The sequence below is a fragment of the Vibrio quintilis genome, assembly GCF_024529975.1.
In the GTDB taxonomy this organism is placed as follows: Bacteria; Pseudomonadota; Gammaproteobacteria; order Enterobacterales; family Vibrionaceae; genus Vibrio; species Vibrio quintilis.
The window spans coordinates 1,264,044-1,280,432 of record NZ_AP024897.1; the positions used below are offsets into that span (position 1 = coordinate 1,264,044).

Below are 16,389 nucleotides of genomic sequence, written 5' to 3' on the forward strand. Positions count from 1 at the left end.
TGTAAATTGAGTGAAACTATAGTTAATTCACTGAATTTATTCCAATTTTATTACTCAACCAACTGCAACAGAGACTTAAGCATATGAGAATTTTCCGTGGTTCCCCGGCACTTTCTGAATTTCGGGTAAGTAAGCTTCTTGAACAATGTCGTGAACATCATTTGCCTGTCACCGGTATTTATGCTGAATTTATGCACTTTGCTGACCTGACAGCCAGCCTGGATGATCAGGATGTTGATAAGTTAGAAAAACTACTGACTTATGGCCCGACGATTGAAGAGCATCAGCCGGAAGGCTTATTGCTTTTAGTCACACCCCGCCCCGGAACAATTTCTCCATGGTCTTCCAAGTCGACTGATATCGCGCATAACTGCGGTCTGGATAAGGTCAAACGTCTTGAGCGCGGAACGGCCTATTATATTGAATCTTCAGCGGAGCTGAACGAAGCACAGTTAAATCTGCTGAACGGATTGCTCCATGATCGGATGATGGAAACGGTCTTTGCCGAAATGAATCAGGCAGCAGCACTGTTTACCGTTGCAGAACCGGCACCGATGACAGCGGTCGATATTCTGGGTGGCGGCCGTCAGGCGCTGGAATCGGCAAACACAGCATTGGGGCTGGCACTGGCAGATGATGAAATTGATTATCTGGTTGAGAGCTTTACCCGGCTGGGTCGTAATCCGAATGATATTGAACTGATGATGTTTGCCCAGGCAAACTCTGAGCACTGCCGTCATAAAATATTTAATGCGGACTGGACGATCGATGGCGTGCGTCAGGATAAATCATTGTTCAAAATGATTAAGAATACCTTTGAAACCACGCCGGATTACGTGTTGTCTGCTTACAAAGATAATGCCGCCGTGATGACAGGTTCACCTGCCGGTCGTTTCTTCCCGGATTCCGCGGACAGCCAGTATCGTTATCATGTGGAAGATGCACATATTCTGATGAAAGTTGAAACCCACAACCACCCGACAGCCATTTCTCCGTGGCCGGGCGCATCAACCGGAAGTGGTGGTGAAATCCGTGACGAAGGTGCGACCGGGATTGGCGGCAAGCCAAAAGCCGGGCTGGTTGGTTTTACAGTATCGAACCTGCGTATTCCTCATTTTGAACAGCCATGGGAAACCGACTTTGGCAAACCGGGACGGATTGTGAATGCGCTGGATATTATGCTGGAAGGTCCGTTAGGTGGTGCTGCATTTAATAATGAATTCGGCCGGCCGAATTTGCTTGGCTATTTCAGGACTTATGAAGAGAAAGTTCATTCTCATGCCGGTGATGAAGTGCGTGGTTATCACAAACCTATCATGATTGCCGGTGGTATGGGGAACATCCGCGAAGAACATATTCAGAAAGGTGAAATTCCGGTCGGTGCCAAACTGATTGTTTTAGGTGGCCCGGCAATGAATATTGGTCTGGGTGGCGGTGCGGCGTCTTCCATGGCGTCCGGTCAGTCTGCTGAAGATCTGGATTTTGCTTCTGTACAGCGTGAGAACCCGGAGATGGAACGTCGCTGTCAGGAAGTCATTGACCGCTGCTGGCAGCTTGGTGAACATAACCCGATTGCCTTTATTCACGATGTCGGCGCGGGTGGTATTTCAAATGCATTGCCTGAGCTGGTAAACGATGGAGACCGTGGCGGCCGCTTCCAGCTGCGTGATGTCCCGAATGATGAGCCGGGAATGAGCCCGCTTGAGATTTGGTGTAATGAGTCTCAGGAGCGTTATGTGCTGGCGGTTGCGCCGGAAAATATGGCTACTTTTGATGCTATCTGTCAGCGTGAACGGGCACCGTATGCCGTGGTTGGTGAAGCAACGGAAGAACATCACCTGACGCTGGATGATGCGCATTTTGACAATACGCCCATCGATATGCCAATGGATATCCTGCTGGGTAAGCCACCGAAAATGCACCGCGATGCCACGACTCAGAAAGTGAATGGTGTTGAACTGGATCGCAGCGGTATTGAACTCAATGAAGCTGTTGACCGCGTGTTGCGTTTGCCGGCAGTGGCGGAAAAAACATTCCTGATCACCATTGGTGACCGGACTGTTACCGGCCTGGTTGCCCGTGATCAGATGGTTGGTCCGTGGCAGGTGCCGGTCGCAAACTGTGCAGTGACTGCTGCCAGCTTTGATACCTATCATGGTGAAGCGATGTCGATGGGTGAGCGGACGCCGGTTGCGTTGCTTGATTTTGCTGCATCGGCACGTTTAGCTGTTGCTGAGTCACTGACCAATATTGCTGCAACAGATATTGGCGATCTGAAACATATCAAACTGTCTGCAAACTGGATGTCTCCGGCCGGTCACCCGGGTGAAGATGCGGGTTTGTATGAAGCCGTGAAAGCCGTTGGTGAAGAGTTATGTCCGGCGCTTGGTCTGACAATTCCTGTGGGTAAAGACTCGATGTCGATGAAGACCCGCTGGGAAGAACAGGGTGAACAGAAAGAAGTCACTTCGCCGTTGTCTCTGATTATTACTGCTTTTGCCCGTGTGGAAGATATCCGTAAAACTGTGACACCTCAGCTCCGCACGGACAGGGGAGAAACCAGCCTGATTGCGATTGACCTCGGCAATGGTCAGAACCGCCTTGGTGCGACAGCACTGGCGCAGGTTTATAAACAGTTAGGTGACAAGCCGGCGGACGTTGACAGCGCTGAACAGCTGAAAGGTTTCTTTAATGCGATTCAGATGCTGGTCCGTGATGACCATCTGATTGCTTATCACGATAAAGGTGATGGCGGCTTGTTTGTCACACTGGCGGAAATGGCATTTGCCGGACACTGTGGTCTGAATGTTGATATTACTGCTCTGGGTGAAGATGCTCTGGCTGCGTTGTTTAACGAAGAGCTGGGTGCTGTGATTCAGGTGCGCAATGACGATATGGATACCGTACTGGTGGCGCTGGCTGCGAATGGTCTGGGTGACTGTTCTCACGTGATCGGACAGGTGGAAGCCTCTGATCAGCTGGTGATTCGTCAGGGTGAAACAACGCTGTTATCCCGTTCCCGCACAGAGTTACGTACTGTCTGGGCGGAAACCACCTATCAGATGCAGGCGCTGAGAGATAATCCTGAGTGTGCCCGACAGGAATTTGAAGCGAAGAAAAATGACGCGGATCCGGGGCTGAATGTCAGCCTGAGCTTTGATGTTCAGGAAGATATCGCCGCACCGTTCATTGCCAAAGGTGCGAAACCTCAGGTGGCTGTTTTGCGTGAGCAGGGGGTCAACTCGCATGTTGAAATGGCCGCTGCCTTTGACCGTGCCGGGTTTGATGCAGTTGACGTGCATATGAGTGATATTTTATCCGGCCGGACAGTGCTGGATGGTTTCAATGGTCTGGTTGCCTGTGGCGGCTTCTCTTACGGGGATGTACTGGGTGCCGGTGAAGGCTGGGCAAAATCGATTTTGTTCAATGAGCAGGCCCGGGCGCAGTTTGCAGCCTTCTTTGAGCGGCAGAGTACTTTCTCTCTCGGGGTCTGTAATGGCTGTCAGATGTTATCGAATCTGAAAGAGATGATTCCGGGGGCTGACTTGTGGCCGCGCTTTGTACGCAATGAATCAGAGCGTTTTGAAGCCCGTTTCAGTCTGGTGGAAGTTCAGCCGTCTGATTCGGTATTCTTCAACGGCATGGCCGGTTCACGGATGCCGATTGCGGTATCACACGGTGAAGGCCGGATGGAAGTCAGAGATGCAGCGCATTTGGATGCGATTGAACAGTCCGGTATTGTTGCGGTACGTTATGTTGATCATCAGGGACAACCCACGCAACAGTATCCGAATAACCCGAATGGTTCACCAAATGCCGTGACCGGCCTGACCACAGCGGACGGCAGAGTCACGATTATGATGCCTCACCCTGAGCGTGTTTTCCGCACAGTTGCCAACTCATGGCATCCGGATGACTGGGGTGAAAACAGTGCCTGGATGCGGATGTTCCAAAATGCCCGCAAGCATATTGGTTAATCTGAATACCTGATTAATTCATAATATCTCTGAAAATCCCTTGTCATATTGATGAGGGATTTTTTTATGCTTCTGAATTTTTGAAACATCTTTTTGAAAATTTTGACATGAAGCATTACAGCCGGTATATTTATATGCAATCTATTGTTTATATTATGAATTGACGTATGTCTGCTGTGACATACGCTTTGGTGTATCAGATATTTCCTCTCCCAAATGAAGGTTATTCTTCCATGTTTAAAACAAAAGCGTTTGTATTTCTTCCCGGGCTGTTAACGGCTTCGGTGATGTTTGCTGTCAGCCAAAACTCGGTTGCAGCCGAACAGTTCTTTGGTGTTTCTCCTGATGGTACTTCAATGCGTGATATTACACCGGAAGTTCCCACTTTGGCCTATGATGATCATCATGTGGTTTTAACCTGGCATAAACCCGCTGATTATCAAAAGATTGTTGATTATAAAGTGTATCAAAATGGCAAAATGATTGGTTTCGCCAGTGAAAACAATCAAACTTATTCACCGGCGGTTGAATATATCGATGCCTTCTTTAAAGCAGATAAAGAGAGGTTTCACCAGCACCCCGTTTATCTGAATTTTAAAGTGAATAACCTGATGCCGAAGACCCGCTATCAGTTTAATCTCCGGGCTGTTTATGCGGATGATTCTGAATCATCGCTCAGTAAAACCCTCAGTTTTACGACAGCACCAGCTTTTGGCAAGGTGGTGAATGTACTGGATTATGGGGCCGTCGGAGATGGTTCAACCATCAATACACAAGCCATTCAGAAAGCGATTGATGACTGTACCCGCAGTTCAGCCAGTGCTTATGGCTGTAAGGTAGTGATTCCGGCTTCCGGTGCAAATAAAAGCCACCCGGTTTTTGTTTCCGGTGCGCTGTTCCTCAAAAGTAATATGACACTGGAAATTCAGAAAGGGGCAACCTTAAAAGGATCCCCCCGTGCTGAAGATTATCCGCTGAGTCAGGGATATCAGCTCTACAGTTACCGGACAAATCCGACAGATTCGCGCCGTCCGCCTTCTTTGTTAAATGCGTTATCCGCTGATCACCGCAACGGGTCCGTTAATGAACAGGTTGGCTATGATGCCCGCAGACATCAGTTTGAAAACATTCGGGTTACCGGTGGCGGTATTCTGGATGGTAATGGCTGGCAACATACAGCGAAAGGAACGGCCGATGAAGCCGGCAATGAGCTGACTTATTATATTGAAGGCAACCGTAAGAAAGTCTTCTCCTACGGAATACTGGCTGACAGTCAGATGCTTGCTGCCTGGCGTGAGCAGAATTCCGGCTGGAAAACAAAAGATGATTTGTATGACCTGATCAAAGAATCCTATGGTGGCTTTAACGGCCAGACCAGTAAAGATCTGTATGCGAACCGTCGTTCAAGTCTGGCAACATTGCGCGGTGTTTCCCATGCTTATGTCGGTGAACTGGAAATCCGCAACCCGGCTTATCATACGATTATGTTCCTTGAAAGCGATCATATGACTTTTGCTTATAACTATGTCGAAACTTATGACATCAACAATGCAGATGGCGTTGAGTTTGGCAACAGTGCTCATGCCGCGGTGTTCAGTAACTTTATGAATACCGGCGATGATGTCGTGAACTTTGCGGCCGGACAGGGTGCGGATTATGAAGAAGGTTACTCTGATGCCAAACCGGTCGAAAAAATCTGGATCTTTAATAACTATCTGCGTGAAGGTCATGGTGCGATTGCCATTGGCAGTCATACCGGCGCATGGATTCAGGATCTGCTGGCTGAAGACAATGTGCTGTTTCTGACCAATTACGGATTCAGGATGAAAAGTACCACAGCCACTGGTGGCGGAGCGCGCCGGGTCGTATTCCGTGACAATGCGATGAAAGATATCGGCACCCATAACCGTTATAAAATGAATGGCGTGAAGATTAAAAATCATGGTCAGATTGGCAGCCCGTTCGTGATGACTCTGGCTTACTCTATGGGTGACAATGTGTTTAAGGATGCCCGGAAACCTGCTCAGTTCAAACATATCCGGATTATTAATAACACACTGGACAATGTATCATCAAAAAGTGGTGCCCCTTTGATTAAAGTCGATGGATTTGATAGTTCGAAGTCTGATTCCTCTTATCCGGAAAGTTTCCACGAAGATGTGATTGTCTCAAATCTGAAAGCGAAACATGTGGTGGCGACGCAGATTGATCACCTGAAAGACGCCACCTTTGAGAATGTGGCGGTGACAGACTGGGATAGTCAACATAAACTTCTGTGGAATATGACCCATTCTGAAAATATTCACTTTTCTCATGTCAAACCTGCGCATAAAGATATTGAATAACCAGCAGGAACAAAAAAGCTGTTGATTTGATCAACAGCTTTTTTGGGATCTGATTTTTCCTCATCTGAGCAGACATGTCTGAACAGACGTACTCAATGACAGTACTTAACGGAATTGGCCGGCTTCAGGTAAAAAATCAAATCCGGCCGTGGCAAGACGTTTGATCAGCGCTTCTTTATCAATATCGAAATATGAGACCAGCTGGTCCAGATCACCATTAAAATCATCCCGGAGTTTGGTATTGACCAGGCTGAATAACAAAATGGGATCCATGTTCTGAAAATTGGTCAGATTCATGATTTATCCTCATGATCTGAAATGAGCAGGTTTGCAGCAGCAAATGCCGCTTTTTCTCTGACGCCTGCGGGTAGTTCAGCATCGGAAGCAATCTCATTCAATGTCCGTACCACGCAACTGATTGCCTGAGGTATATAACCCTGGTCACCACTGCCTATTTGTGCGTATAACTCTTTGATCAGGTCGCAACATTCGTAAACTTTCATCACTAATACCTTTGAAATGATAACTGCTCTCAATACTACATGTCTGGTGATTGAAACTCAAAACATCAGCGATGAAAAATGCTGTCCGGTATCGGGATGATTTCGGGATGACTTTTCAGGTGAACATGCTATTTTATTATTCTGATTGCATAACTTCTGTTTGTATACCCAAATGACCTCAAGATGCAGAATTCAGCGCTTCATCAACAGGCTCAGTTCAGGGAAAACAACCGAAGAAATGATGACGCCTTTCGAGGTTGTTTGACGCGTATATAAGTGCCCTTTAACCGGATGAAAGGAATAATCATGGCAGACATATGGATATGGACAAAGAAGACGGGATTTTGTTGTATCTGTGCTTATACGCTGTTTATTTTATTTGCCTGCGCATCTGTTCCGCCTGAATCACATCTGTCCCATCAAGCACCGGTGAATGTTTCTGAGAATCATCAGGCTCTGCTCCGGAGCCGGGATCACCAGCTGGCGGCGAATAAACGGTTAGTGTATGACATGTGGCGAACGCTGGTGGATGCGCATGATGTCCGGGCTGCGAGAAAGTACTTAGGCCGGGATTATATTCAGCATAATCCGGTCATCGCTTCCGGGCGCAGCGCTACCCTGTCATTTTTTTCCGCTTTAGGGCAACCTCAGCCGGTGTTGCCGCGGGTCAAAGCTGAGCTGATAGCCATTGTCGCTGAGAAAGATTTGGTGGCTTTTGTTCAGGCAGACCGGCAGCAATATCCCCATCCTTATACCACAACCTGGTTTGACTTATTCAGGATAAGAAATAACCGGATTGTTGAGCACTGGGATCACGGTAAACTTCCTATGGGAATGACGCCGGCACCTTACGCCCCGGTGAAGGAAAATACAGAACCAGAGAAAGTTCCGGAGAGTGATGACAGGCAACTGGCGGCTAATAAACAGCGTATACTGGCACTCCGGCATGCCGGGAAACGTGCGGCATTTTTTGCTAAAAACTGTATTCGCCATACACCGGCATTGTTAAAACATGCGGCAGGTTCAGAGATAAAAGTCAGACCGCTGGTCAATATGGTTGCAGAAGGTGACTTAGTTGTTGTGGCGGGCAAAGCTGCTTATGAAGACGGGAAAGGTCATCCTTATTCCACCACCTGGTTTGAAATGTACCGTCTTTCTGACGGGAAGATCACTGAATTCTGGAATACGGCGAGATTGCCGGTGCTGCTGGTAGCGAATTGATGAGGTCGTTGACGGGGGGCACGATGGATGCCGTCATTTGCCGGTAAACAAGTCTGAATATCAATAAAAAGGGATGGTTAAACGCATCCCATCCCTTTCCTTTGTTATGTCATCACTCGGTTATATTTTGACCGGTTATGCTTTGCTCAGCTGCTGCTGTACAAATGCAACGATATCATCGATGGCGACAGGTGATTTTTCTCCGCTGCGACGGTTTTTATATTCGAAGTTGCCTTCGTCCATGCTGCGGTCACCAATGATGATCGTATGAGGAACGCCGATCAGTTCCATGTCTGAGAACATCACGCCCGGACGTTCTTTCCGGTCATCAAACAGGACATCCACACCCAGTGCTTTCAGTTCATTGTACAGCTTCTCAGCCTCCTGCTGAACCCGCTCTGATTTATGCATGTTCATTGGTACAATTGCGACTTCAAACGGTGCAATTGCATCCGGCCAGATAATGCCGTATTTATCGTTGTTCTGCTCGATTGCAGCCGCAACCACGCGGGTACAGCCAATGCCGTAACAGCCCATTTCCATCACAACGCTTTTGCCATCCGGACCAAGCACGGTCGCTTTCATCGACTCGGAGTAGTTTTTACCCAGCTGGAAAATGTGTCCGACTTCGATACCGCGTTTCAGCAGCAGCGTGCCCTGACCACACGGACTTGGATCACCTTCAACCACATTGCGCAGATCTTCAACCTGACCCAATTGCGCATCACGATCCCAGTTAATGCCGAAGTAGTGCTTGCCATCAATGTTCGCACCCGCTCCGAAATCACTCATTACCGCAACACTGCGATCAACAATAAACGGTACTTCCAGGTTGACTGGCCCCAGAGAACCCGGACCTGCACCGATCAGCGCGCGAATTTCTTCTTCACCGGCAAATTCCAGTGGTGCTGCGACCTGCGGCAGGTTTTCTGCCTTCACTTCATTGAGTTCGTGGTCGCCACGGATAATCAACGCAATCAACGGCGCTTCAACTTCATCAGAAGCTTTCACAAACAGTGTCTTCACGGTTTTTTCAATCGCCAGATCGAATTGCTCAACCAGCTCGGCAATGGTTTTGGCATCCGGTGTATCCACCAATGTCATTTCCTGTGAAGGCGCAGCACGTTCTGTCGCCGGAGCCTGTGCTTCTGCTTTTTCGATGTTGGCGGCATAATCAGATTCGGTTGAGAATGCAATCAGGTCTTCTCCGCTTTCTGCCAGCACGTGGAATTCCTGAGAACCACTGCCGCCGATTGCGCCGGAGTCAGCCAGTACCGGGCGGAAATCAAGCCCCATACGTGAGAAAATATTACAGTAAGCCGTGTGCATGTCCTGATAGGTGGCTTCCAGACTTTCCCGGTCAATATGGAACGAGTAAGCATCTTTCATGATGAACTCACGTGAGCGCATCACACCGAAACGCGGGCGGACTTCATCGCGGAATTTGGTTTGAATCTGATACAGATTCAGCGGCAACTGTTTGTAGGATTTTACTTCATTACGCACCATGTCTGTGATGACTTCTTCATGCGTCGGTCCCAGTACAAACGGTCGGTTATGCCGGTCGGCAATCCGCAACAGTTCGGGGCCGAATTTATCCCAGCGGCCGGTTTCCTGCCACAGTTCAGAAGGCTGAACCACGGGCATCATGGTTTCTACAGCACCGGCGTTGTTCATTTCTTCACGAACAATTTTTTCGACTTTCTGCAATACACGCAGACCGGTTGGCAGCCAGGTATAAAGTCCTGAAGCCAGTTTACGAATCATACCGGCCCGTAACATGAGCTGGTGACTGACGATTTCTGCGTCGTTTGGCGTCTCCTTCAGCGTTGAAAGAAGGTATTTACTGGTGCGCATTTATGGTATCCGTTCATCTGGTTAGACATGGTTTATCCGGCTCTCTGGCCGGGTAAACGTTGAATTTAGCGGGTAATAATAGCAGCCATTATGCTTTGTCAAAAGTATTCTGTAGTGAAATTTCTGTGCAGGAATCGTTTCCGGGGGGAGTTTCAGCCACTGGTGACCGGAGAAAGGGAGGTGACAATGATTTCACTATCCTGTGCAGTAAACCGGACGTTGAGATCAAACAAATGGACTGCATATTCCTTTTTATCTGTCTTTCCTTTTTTATAGGCCGGACGCGGATCCTGTGCCAGGACTTCCTGAATCACGCTGCGCAGATGCGGCCCATCCGGGCGGGAAGCCAGTAAAGCCTCTGCCTGCGGAGAGAAAAACACCGCCGCCAGATGCGGTTCTTCCGCCGCATAGCCGCCGGTGGCTTGTCCGATGGCATCGGAATAAGGCAGATAAGGTTTGATGTCTATGACTGGTGTACCGTGGACGATATCAACATTTCCCAGTTCGATATACTGTTGCCGCCCTTCCTGAGTGACACCTTTGAACTCAACCGCCGACATGCCGATACTGTTTGGCCGGAAAGTTGAACGCGATGCAAACACGCCGATTCGCTCATTGCCGCCCAGTCTGGGCGGGCGAACCGTCGGTTTCCATCCGGCTGCCTGGTTTTGGTCAAATAAAAACAGGATCCACAAATGGCTGAACTGTTCAAGCCCGCGTACCGCTTCCGGGCAGTTGGCATCACCCTGCAGTTCAATCCGGGCAGTCGCCGAGGGCACCAGTTTCGGCTGCCTTGGTACCGCGAATTTTTCTTTGTACGGACTGTGAATTCGTCCGATGATTTCGGGGGAATCGTGCATCAAATCAGCCTGATGTTTATTTGCGGGATTGTGCTGAAGCCGCCTGACGGGCCAGAATCCGGTCAAAATGGCTGGCGAATTCACGCCGGTCGGTTTGCGACAGTGCGGCCGGTCCGCCGGTCTGTACGCCACTGGCACGCATGGTTTCCATAAAATCACGGATGTTGAGCCGTGATTTGATATTGTCCTGAGTAAACAGTTCGCCCCGTGGGCTGAGTGCCATCGCGTTTTTTTCCAGGACTTCACTGGCGAGTGGAATATCGGAAGTAATGACCAGATCACCGGCTTCCACACGCCGGACAATCTCGTTATCTGCGATATCAAAGCCTGCCTGCACCTGCATAAAATGCAGATTATTCCGCCGGGGCAGGGGAATGACATGATTTGCGACAAAAGTAAATGTCAGGCCGGTTCTTTCCGCTGCGCGAACGATGACTTCCCGGATAACTTTCGGGCAGGCATCGGCATCTATCCAGATATTCATGATGTTTGCTCCTGTTGTGCGGCATCTCTGGCTTCCAGCAGAGTCAGGCGTTTGGTCAGCTCAGCGACCTGTTTTTCCAGCAGTTCAATCCGCTCTTTGTCTGACAGGGTTTTGATTGCCACTTTCGGAATCCGCTGAGTTGATTTCCAGCTTTTGATCGTAGCAACGATGACCGGAATCGGCACTTTGGTTGCCAGTCTGCTTTTGACCAGCGCGACCGTCGGCTCTTTGCCTTCTGCGGTCAGCGCTTCAATCACAGTGGTCAGTTCCTGTGAAATATCTTTCGTCTGCATAGGTTATCCCCGGTTTCGTTTCACTGGCCATTGTATGCTGTAAGTTCAGGAAACCATAGTTTTGAAATAGACCGTTTTAAAAAAAACCTGAAGCAATGCTTCAGTGACCTTTGGTGTTTTGCTGTAGTGCTGTCATGGCAGATTCCAGTTCAGCCGAAGCCGTTGAATGGAGCAGAGGCAACAGAATAATCCGCAGCTCAGGCAGCATCACCAGATCGGCAAATAACTGATTGAACAGTGACTGATTGCCAGTTTGTGCCAGACGAATCAAAAATTTCTCCGCAGCTTTCGGCTCAGCCAGTGCCTGCCAGCATCTGCCGCCAATCGCGATGAGTAATTCCTGATGGCAGAGTTCCGGCAATGCCAGAACCTGTTGAACCACATCACAGAGCTGATGATCCGGTGCACCGGCAAGTGCTCTGAGATAGGCTGCCAGCAGGAAAATATCAGGTGTGGACTGCTGCATTTCTGTATGGACGATTTCCTGAATACGATCAGCCAGCCGGGATTGCAGTGGGGTATGTTCCAGCGCGCCGAGTAACGCATAGCGGGGTTGCGCTGGCAGATGTTTCAGCGCTTTGATCAGATGAACGACGTTCTGTTCCTGTGTGATACGGGCGCAGATATCAGTGATTCCCTGAAGACCAACGCTGTGCCACTGGTCCCATTCGGTTTCCCCTTTAAAATAGCTTTGGGCATGCTCGTAATACTGACTGGCAGGCAGATCGAGCATTGCCCGGACCTGACTGTGAAAGACCGCCATTTTGTCTTCCGGCGGCGTATAGGTATAAGGATTATTCGCCAGTTTTTCCTGTTGCTCATCAGACAGGGACTGATTCAGCCGTGTGCCCATCGCTTCCAGAATGTAACGGATAAACTGACCGATATCCGAGGGCTTGATTAACCCGCGCTCATCAAGCTGAAACCGTAAAAACCAGATCCACGGTTGTTTGAGTTCATTCCAGTAGACAATGGCAAATTTTGCCTCGCGTTGGACCGGGTAAGGCCACGGGCGTTGTCCGCGCTCAATCTGCTCAAAATCAGACAGTGGAATGGGTTGGATCCGGCGGCCAAGTTCGGTGATCTGAAATTCGCACTGGCTCTGTTTCAGTAAATCGGTCAGGGTATGTATTGTCTTCATGATTATCAACTATTGACGAATGCTCCTCAATAAATGGTATCCTGTGCGCCGTTTTCAAGTCCGGATCTCAATAAACACGTTATGCAAGACCATCATTCGATCACATTGCTGCTTAATGCGCTGGAACAACAGCTCCGGCAACAGCAGTTATGGCAAAATGAGCCTCCGGCTCAGCGCGCTTTGGCCAGTCAACAGCCGTTTGCTATTGATACGTTGTTACCCCACGCGTGGCTACAGTGGCTGTTTTTACCTCAAATGCGCCGGCGGATCGCTTCGGGGATTGCTTTGCCGAAGGGATTTGAGATGACACCTTACTTTGAAGAAGTATGGCAGGGTCAGTCAGAGCGACAGCCTTTACTGGCGGTGTTAAAACAGATCGAATCGGAGTGTGGGCATGCTTGAGATTTTATACCGGGATGAATATCTGATTGCTGTCAATAAACCCGCAGGAATGCTGGTACACCGTTCATGGCTGGATAAGCACGAGACGCAGTTTGTGATGCAGACACTGCGTGATCAGATTGGTCAGCATGTTTTTCCGCTGCACCGGCTGGATCGCCCGACATCTGGCGTGCTGTTGTTTGCGCTCTCCGGTGAGATTGCTTCAAAAGCCGCACCACTGTTTGCCGGCCATGAAATAGAGAAAACTTACCATGCCATCATCCGGGGCTGGATTGAACAGGCGGATGTGCTGGATTACCCGTTAAAAGAAGAGCAGGACAAAATCGCAGATAAATTCGCGCGCGACGATAAAGAACCCCAACCGGCAGTAACAGCTTACCGACCGCTGGCAACCGTGGAAGTCCCGTATTCAACCGGGCGTTTCCCCACCAGCCGTTATTGTTTGCTGGAAATGAAGCCCAAAACCGGCCGTAAACATCAGCTGCGGCGGCATATGCATCATCTGAGTCATCCGATCATTGGTGATACCACCCATGGCGACGGGCGGCATAATCGTCTGTTCCGGGATCATTACGATTGTCACCGCCTGCTGCTGCATGCTTCTTCACTCCGGTTTGTTCATCCTTTTTCCGGTCAGGAAATCATGATTCATGCGCCGCTGGATGATATCTGGCAACGCCTGATTCAGGTATTTGACTGGCAGGCAGCACTGAATTCTGATGACTCCGTTTTGGCAGAAAAACAACACTGTTCTTAATTTTCCCCCTGATATTTTTATCATTCAATTCCCGGTAGCTCCAAAGCATACTGAACTCATCAATATGCTTTCTTTTTACATGTATACCCAAATGACCTGAACACTGCATCTTCAGGTTGCTTGGGTATAACTAATTCATTAACAAAGAGATCCCTGCCACAAATACACCGGGCAAGATCTTGCTCAGCGGGCAACTTTTTGCTCACGCCTGAGCAAGATCTTGCCTGTATTTATATTTCTGTTATCCCAAATTATTGATATGTGTACATATGCATTCGTGGCATGAATAATGCCCTGAAATATGCAGAGCATTGATTTGGTGAATGTTTCATTGCAATGAAAACCGGGATGGTGCTTTGCATTTCATCGGTGGTACTGGAACATCGTATTTTGCGGTTTTTTTACCTGAATTCAGGTGGTTTTCAGCGGTAATACAGCTTTTTCTATTTTAAAAATATAAAGCAGGAACAGAACATGAGAACGTTAAACTTTCGGTTAGCTATTGATGGCGTCAATGATGATTCTTTAGTGGTGCGTGAATTTCACGGGAATGAGTTTATTTCTGACGGGACTGACGAGAAGAATCAAACCGTTTTTGGTTACCGGTATCAGATTGAACTGGCAAGCAGGAACAGTGGCTTAACGGCCAGACAAATCGTTGATAGTCCGGCTTTACTGGAAGTGATTCGTGATGGTCAGGTTGTCAGAAGGATTCACGGTATCATCCGCACCTTTGTGAAAGGTGATACGGGATTTAATCACACTTTTTATTCTGTCACGCTGGTGCCATCGCTGGAACGTTTATCCCTGAGACAAAATAGCCGTATCTTTCAGCAGCAGGATGTGCAGGAAATTTTGACCACACTGCTTGATGAAATGGGTATCGCCGATTACGCCTTTTCTGTCCGGCGGACACTGGCACAACGTGAATTTTGTGTGCAATACAGGGAAACGGATGCTGCATTTTTCCACCGCTTAGCCGCAGAAGAAGGGTTGATGTACTTTTTTGTCCATGAAGACACAAAGCATACTCTGGTGATGACTGATAACGCGGAAGGGTTTATGAAGCCCGGATTCACTGTGCCGTACAATGTGGTGTCCGGCGGTGCAGGTGATGCCCCGTATATTTCCGCCATGAAACTGAGCCGGCAGTCTGAAGTCAGTTCAATTCACCTTCAGGACTACAGTTTTAAGAAGCCTGATTATCGCTTTGCCCAACAGCTGGATGGTAAAGCGATGGACTATCAACTGCAAACCTATGAACACTTTGACCATCCGGGACGGTTTAAAGATGATAGCAATGGCAAAGCATTCACTGAGATCCGGCTGGAATATCTGAGAAGAGAAGCACAGACCGTATCCGGAAGCAGTGACGAAGCCCGTTTGCAACCCGGCCACCGGTTTGAAGTGGAAGATCATGTGGATGACGCAATGAACCGTTTATGGCTGGCGGTTGCGGTGAGCCATCGGGGAACCCAGCCTCAGGCTTTGGAAGAAGAAGGCAGCGACGGTGCAACGACCTACAGCAATCAGTTTCAATTGATTCCCGGAGATCTGGTATGGCGGGCCAGGCCGCAGCCCAAACCGCAGGTGGATGGTCCCTGTATGGCGAAGGTGGTTGGTCCGGACGGCGAAGAAATATACTGTGATGAACATGGCCGGGTGAAGCTTCATTTCCCGTGGGATCGGGAAAGTGAGATGAATGACCAGAGTTCCTGCTGGGTGCGGGTGTCTCAGGGCTGGGCCGGAGGGCAATACGGGATGATGGCGATTCCCCGGATTGGTCATGAAGTGATTGTCTCTTTTTTGAATGGCGACCCGGATCAGCCGATAGTGACCGGAAGAACCTATCACGCATCGAACACGCCACCTTATACCTTGCCGGAAGCGAAAACCAAAACTGTGTGGCGCAGTGACAGCCATCAGGGAGAAGGGTTTAACGAACTGAGTTTTGAAGATCAGGCGGATAAAGAGCTGATTTATCTTCATGCACAAAAAGACCATAAAATCAAAGTGTTGCATGATAAAAATCAAGAAGTGGATCATGATGAAACCCATCAGATTGGTCATGATCATCAGTTAACCATTGGTAATGACCGGACTAAAAATGTCGGCAATAACGAATCGTCCAGCATCAAGGTGAATCAGACCCATCAGGTCGGCCAGGATCGCAGCGTTGAGGTCGGGCAGGATGAAACCCATTACGTCAAAAGAAATCAGGTCTGGACCGTGGATGGCAAACAGGATGTCACGGTCACGAAAGAACAAACGATCACCGTGAAAGAAAATCAGACGGAGACTTTCCAGAAAAATCAGACGGTGTCGGTGACAAAAGATCAGATGCAAATCGTCAGCGGTGCACTGACTCATCAAACCACCGGCGCGGTGATCCACACTTCGGACGCAAGCATTACACTGCAATGTGGCAACAGCAGCGTTGAAATCACGCCTGACAGTATCACACTGCAAACCGGTGCTTCGTCAATCAAACTGGACAACACCGGCATTTTCCAGAATGGTACCAAAATCAAACTGAATTAGGAAGGTGC

At 48.8% G+C, this 16,389-nt stretch carries 13 protein-coding genes; 6 read left to right on the plus strand and 7 right to left on the minus strand.

The window, feature by feature from the left end; all coding sequences use genetic code 11:
* Positions 1-83 precede the first annotated feature (83 nt).
* Together purL and OC443_RS06015 are read left to right on the plus strand one after the other, a co-directional pair.
* Positions 84-3,977, plus strand: coding sequence for a phosphoribosylformylglycinamidine synthase (gene purL, locus OC443_RS06010; protein ID WP_073579604.1), 3,894 nt, complete (start codon positions 84-86; stop codon positions 3,975-3,977).
* 233 nt (positions 3,978-4,210) lie between these two features.
* Positions 4,211-6,322: a glycosyl hydrolase family 28 protein gene (locus OC443_RS06015; protein WP_159440300.1), complete on the plus strand. Its 2,112-nt coding sequence runs from the start codon at positions 4,211-4,213 to the stop codon at positions 6,320-6,322.
* 105 nt (positions 6,323-6,427) lie between these two features.
* On the opposite strand, the gene OC443_RS06020 is transcribed toward OC443_RS06015, so the two are convergent.
* Both OC443_RS06020 and OC443_RS06025 read right to left on the minus strand, forming a co-directional pair.
* On the minus strand, positions 6,428-6,619 hold the full coding sequence (locus tag OC443_RS06020; protein ID WP_073579605.1) for a DUF4250 domain-containing protein: 192 nt from the start codon (positions 6,617-6,619) through the stop codon (positions 6,428-6,430).
* The gene (locus OC443_RS06025) at positions 6,616-6,825 is read right to left on the minus strand and encodes a YaeP family protein (RefSeq protein WP_073579606.1); all 210 of its coding nucleotides are present in this window, start codon (positions 6,823-6,825) and stop codon (positions 6,616-6,618) included. Before OC443_RS06025 ends, OC443_RS06020 begins: the two co-directional genes overlap by 4 nt.
* Positions 6,826-7,131: 306 nt before the next feature.
* Here OC443_RS06025 and OC443_RS06030 point away from each other — a divergent pair, with 306 nt between their 5' ends.
* Positions 7,132-8,046: a nuclear transport factor 2 family protein gene (locus OC443_RS06030; protein ID WP_073579607.1), complete on the plus strand. Its 915-nt coding sequence runs from the start codon at positions 7,132-7,134 to the stop codon at positions 8,044-8,046.
* A gap of 135 nt (positions 8,047-8,181) precedes the next feature.
* On the opposite strand, the gene proS is transcribed toward OC443_RS06030, so the two are convergent.
* From proS to OC443_RS06055, 5 genes are all read right to left on the minus strand, one after another.
* A complete protein-coding gene (gene proS, locus OC443_RS06035; RefSeq protein WP_073579608.1) occupies positions 8,182-9,903 on the minus strand; it encodes a proline--tRNA ligase in 1,722 nt (573 codons plus the stop codon).
* Between the two features lie 152 nt (positions 9,904-10,055).
* Entirely contained in the window at positions 10,056-10,763 is a 708-nt protein-coding gene (tsaA, locus tag OC443_RS06040) for a tRNA (N6-threonylcarbamoyladenosine(37)-N6)-methyltransferase TrmO (RefSeq protein ID WP_073579609.1), read from the minus strand.
* Between the two features lie 16 nt (positions 10,764-10,779).
* A complete protein-coding gene (locus OC443_RS06045) occupies positions 10,780-11,247 on the minus strand; it encodes a YaiI/YqxD family protein (protein ID WP_073579610.1) in 468 nt (155 codons plus the stop codon).
* Complete coding sequence (locus OC443_RS06050; RefSeq protein ID WP_073579611.1) at positions 11,244-11,540, minus strand: hypothetical protein; 297 nt, start codon at positions 11,538-11,540, stop codon at positions 11,244-11,246. The genes OC443_RS06045 and OC443_RS06050 overlap by 4 nt, the downstream gene beginning before the upstream one ends.
* Positions 11,541-11,640: 100 nt before the next feature.
* Entirely contained in the window at positions 11,641-12,681 is a 1,041-nt protein-coding gene (locus OC443_RS06055) for a DUF3549 family protein (protein ID WP_073579612.1), read from the minus strand.
* A gap of 81 nt (positions 12,682-12,762) precedes the next feature.
* Between OC443_RS06055 and OC443_RS06060 the strand changes: the two genes are divergently transcribed.
* The 3 genes from OC443_RS06060 (at position 12,763) to tssI (ending at position 16,381) form a co-directional block, all read left to right on the plus strand.
* Positions 12,763-13,083 (plus strand): YqcC family protein, encoded by a 321-nt coding sequence (locus OC443_RS06060; protein ID WP_073579613.1) that lies wholly within the window; start codon positions 12,763-12,765, stop codon positions 13,081-13,083.
* Positions 13,076-13,840 (plus strand): tRNA pseudouridine(65) synthase TruC, encoded by a 765-nt coding sequence (gene truC / locus OC443_RS06065; RefSeq protein ID WP_073579614.1) that lies wholly within the window; start codon positions 13,076-13,078, stop codon positions 13,838-13,840. Before OC443_RS06060 ends, truC begins: the two co-directional genes overlap by 8 nt.
* Before the next feature lie 474 nt (positions 13,841-14,314).
* Positions 14,315-16,381 (plus strand): type VI secretion system Vgr family protein, encoded by a 2,067-nt coding sequence (gene tssI, locus OC443_RS06070; protein WP_073579615.1) that lies wholly within the window; start codon positions 14,315-14,317, stop codon positions 16,379-16,381.
* Positions 16,382-16,389: the final 8 nt, after the last annotated feature.

Coding starts and splice junctions, on each gene's coding strand:
- OC443_RS06030 (WP_073579607.1), top strand. CDS start 7,132: ATGGCAGACATATGGATATGGACAAAGAAGACGGGATTTTGTTGTATC.
- OC443_RS06020 (WP_073579605.1), bottom strand. CDS start 6,619: ATGAATCTGACCAATTTTCAGAACATGGATCCCATTTTGTTATTCAGC.
- tsaA (WP_073579609.1), bottom strand. CDS start 10,763: ATGCACGATTCCCCCGAAATCATCGGACGAATTCACAGTCCGTACAAA.
- OC443_RS06055 (WP_073579612.1), bottom strand. CDS start 12,681: ATGAAGACAATACATACCCTGACCGATTTACTGAAACAGAGCCAGTGC.
- OC443_RS06025 (WP_073579606.1), bottom strand. CDS start 6,825: ATGAAAGTTTACGAATGTTGCGACCTGATCAAAGAGTTATACGCACAA.
- OC443_RS06060 (WP_073579613.1), top strand. CDS start 12,763: ATGCAAGACCATCATTCGATCACATTGCTGCTTAATGCGCTGGAACAA.
- proS (WP_073579608.1), bottom strand. CDS start 9,903: ATGCGCACCAGTAAATACCTTCTTTCAACGCTGAAGGAGACGCCAAAC.
- purL (WP_073579604.1), top strand. CDS start 84: ATGAGAATTTTCCGTGGTTCCCCGGCACTTTCTGAATTTCGGGTAAGT.
- tssI (WP_073579615.1), top strand. CDS start 14,315: ATGAGAACGTTAAACTTTCGGTTAGCTATTGATGGCGTCAATGATGAT.
- OC443_RS06045 (WP_073579610.1), bottom strand. CDS start 11,247: ATGAATATCTGGATAGATGCCGATGCCTGCCCGAAAGTTATCCGGGAA.
- truC (WP_073579614.1), top strand. CDS start 13,076: ATGCTTGAGATTTTATACCGGGATGAATATCTGATTGCTGTCAATAAA.
- OC443_RS06050 (WP_073579611.1), bottom strand. CDS start 11,540: ATGCAGACGAAAGATATTTCACAGGAACTGACCACTGTGATTGAAGCG.
- OC443_RS06015 (WP_159440300.1), top strand. CDS start 4,211: ATGTTTAAAACAAAAGCGTTTGTATTTCTTCCCGGGCTGTTAACGGCT.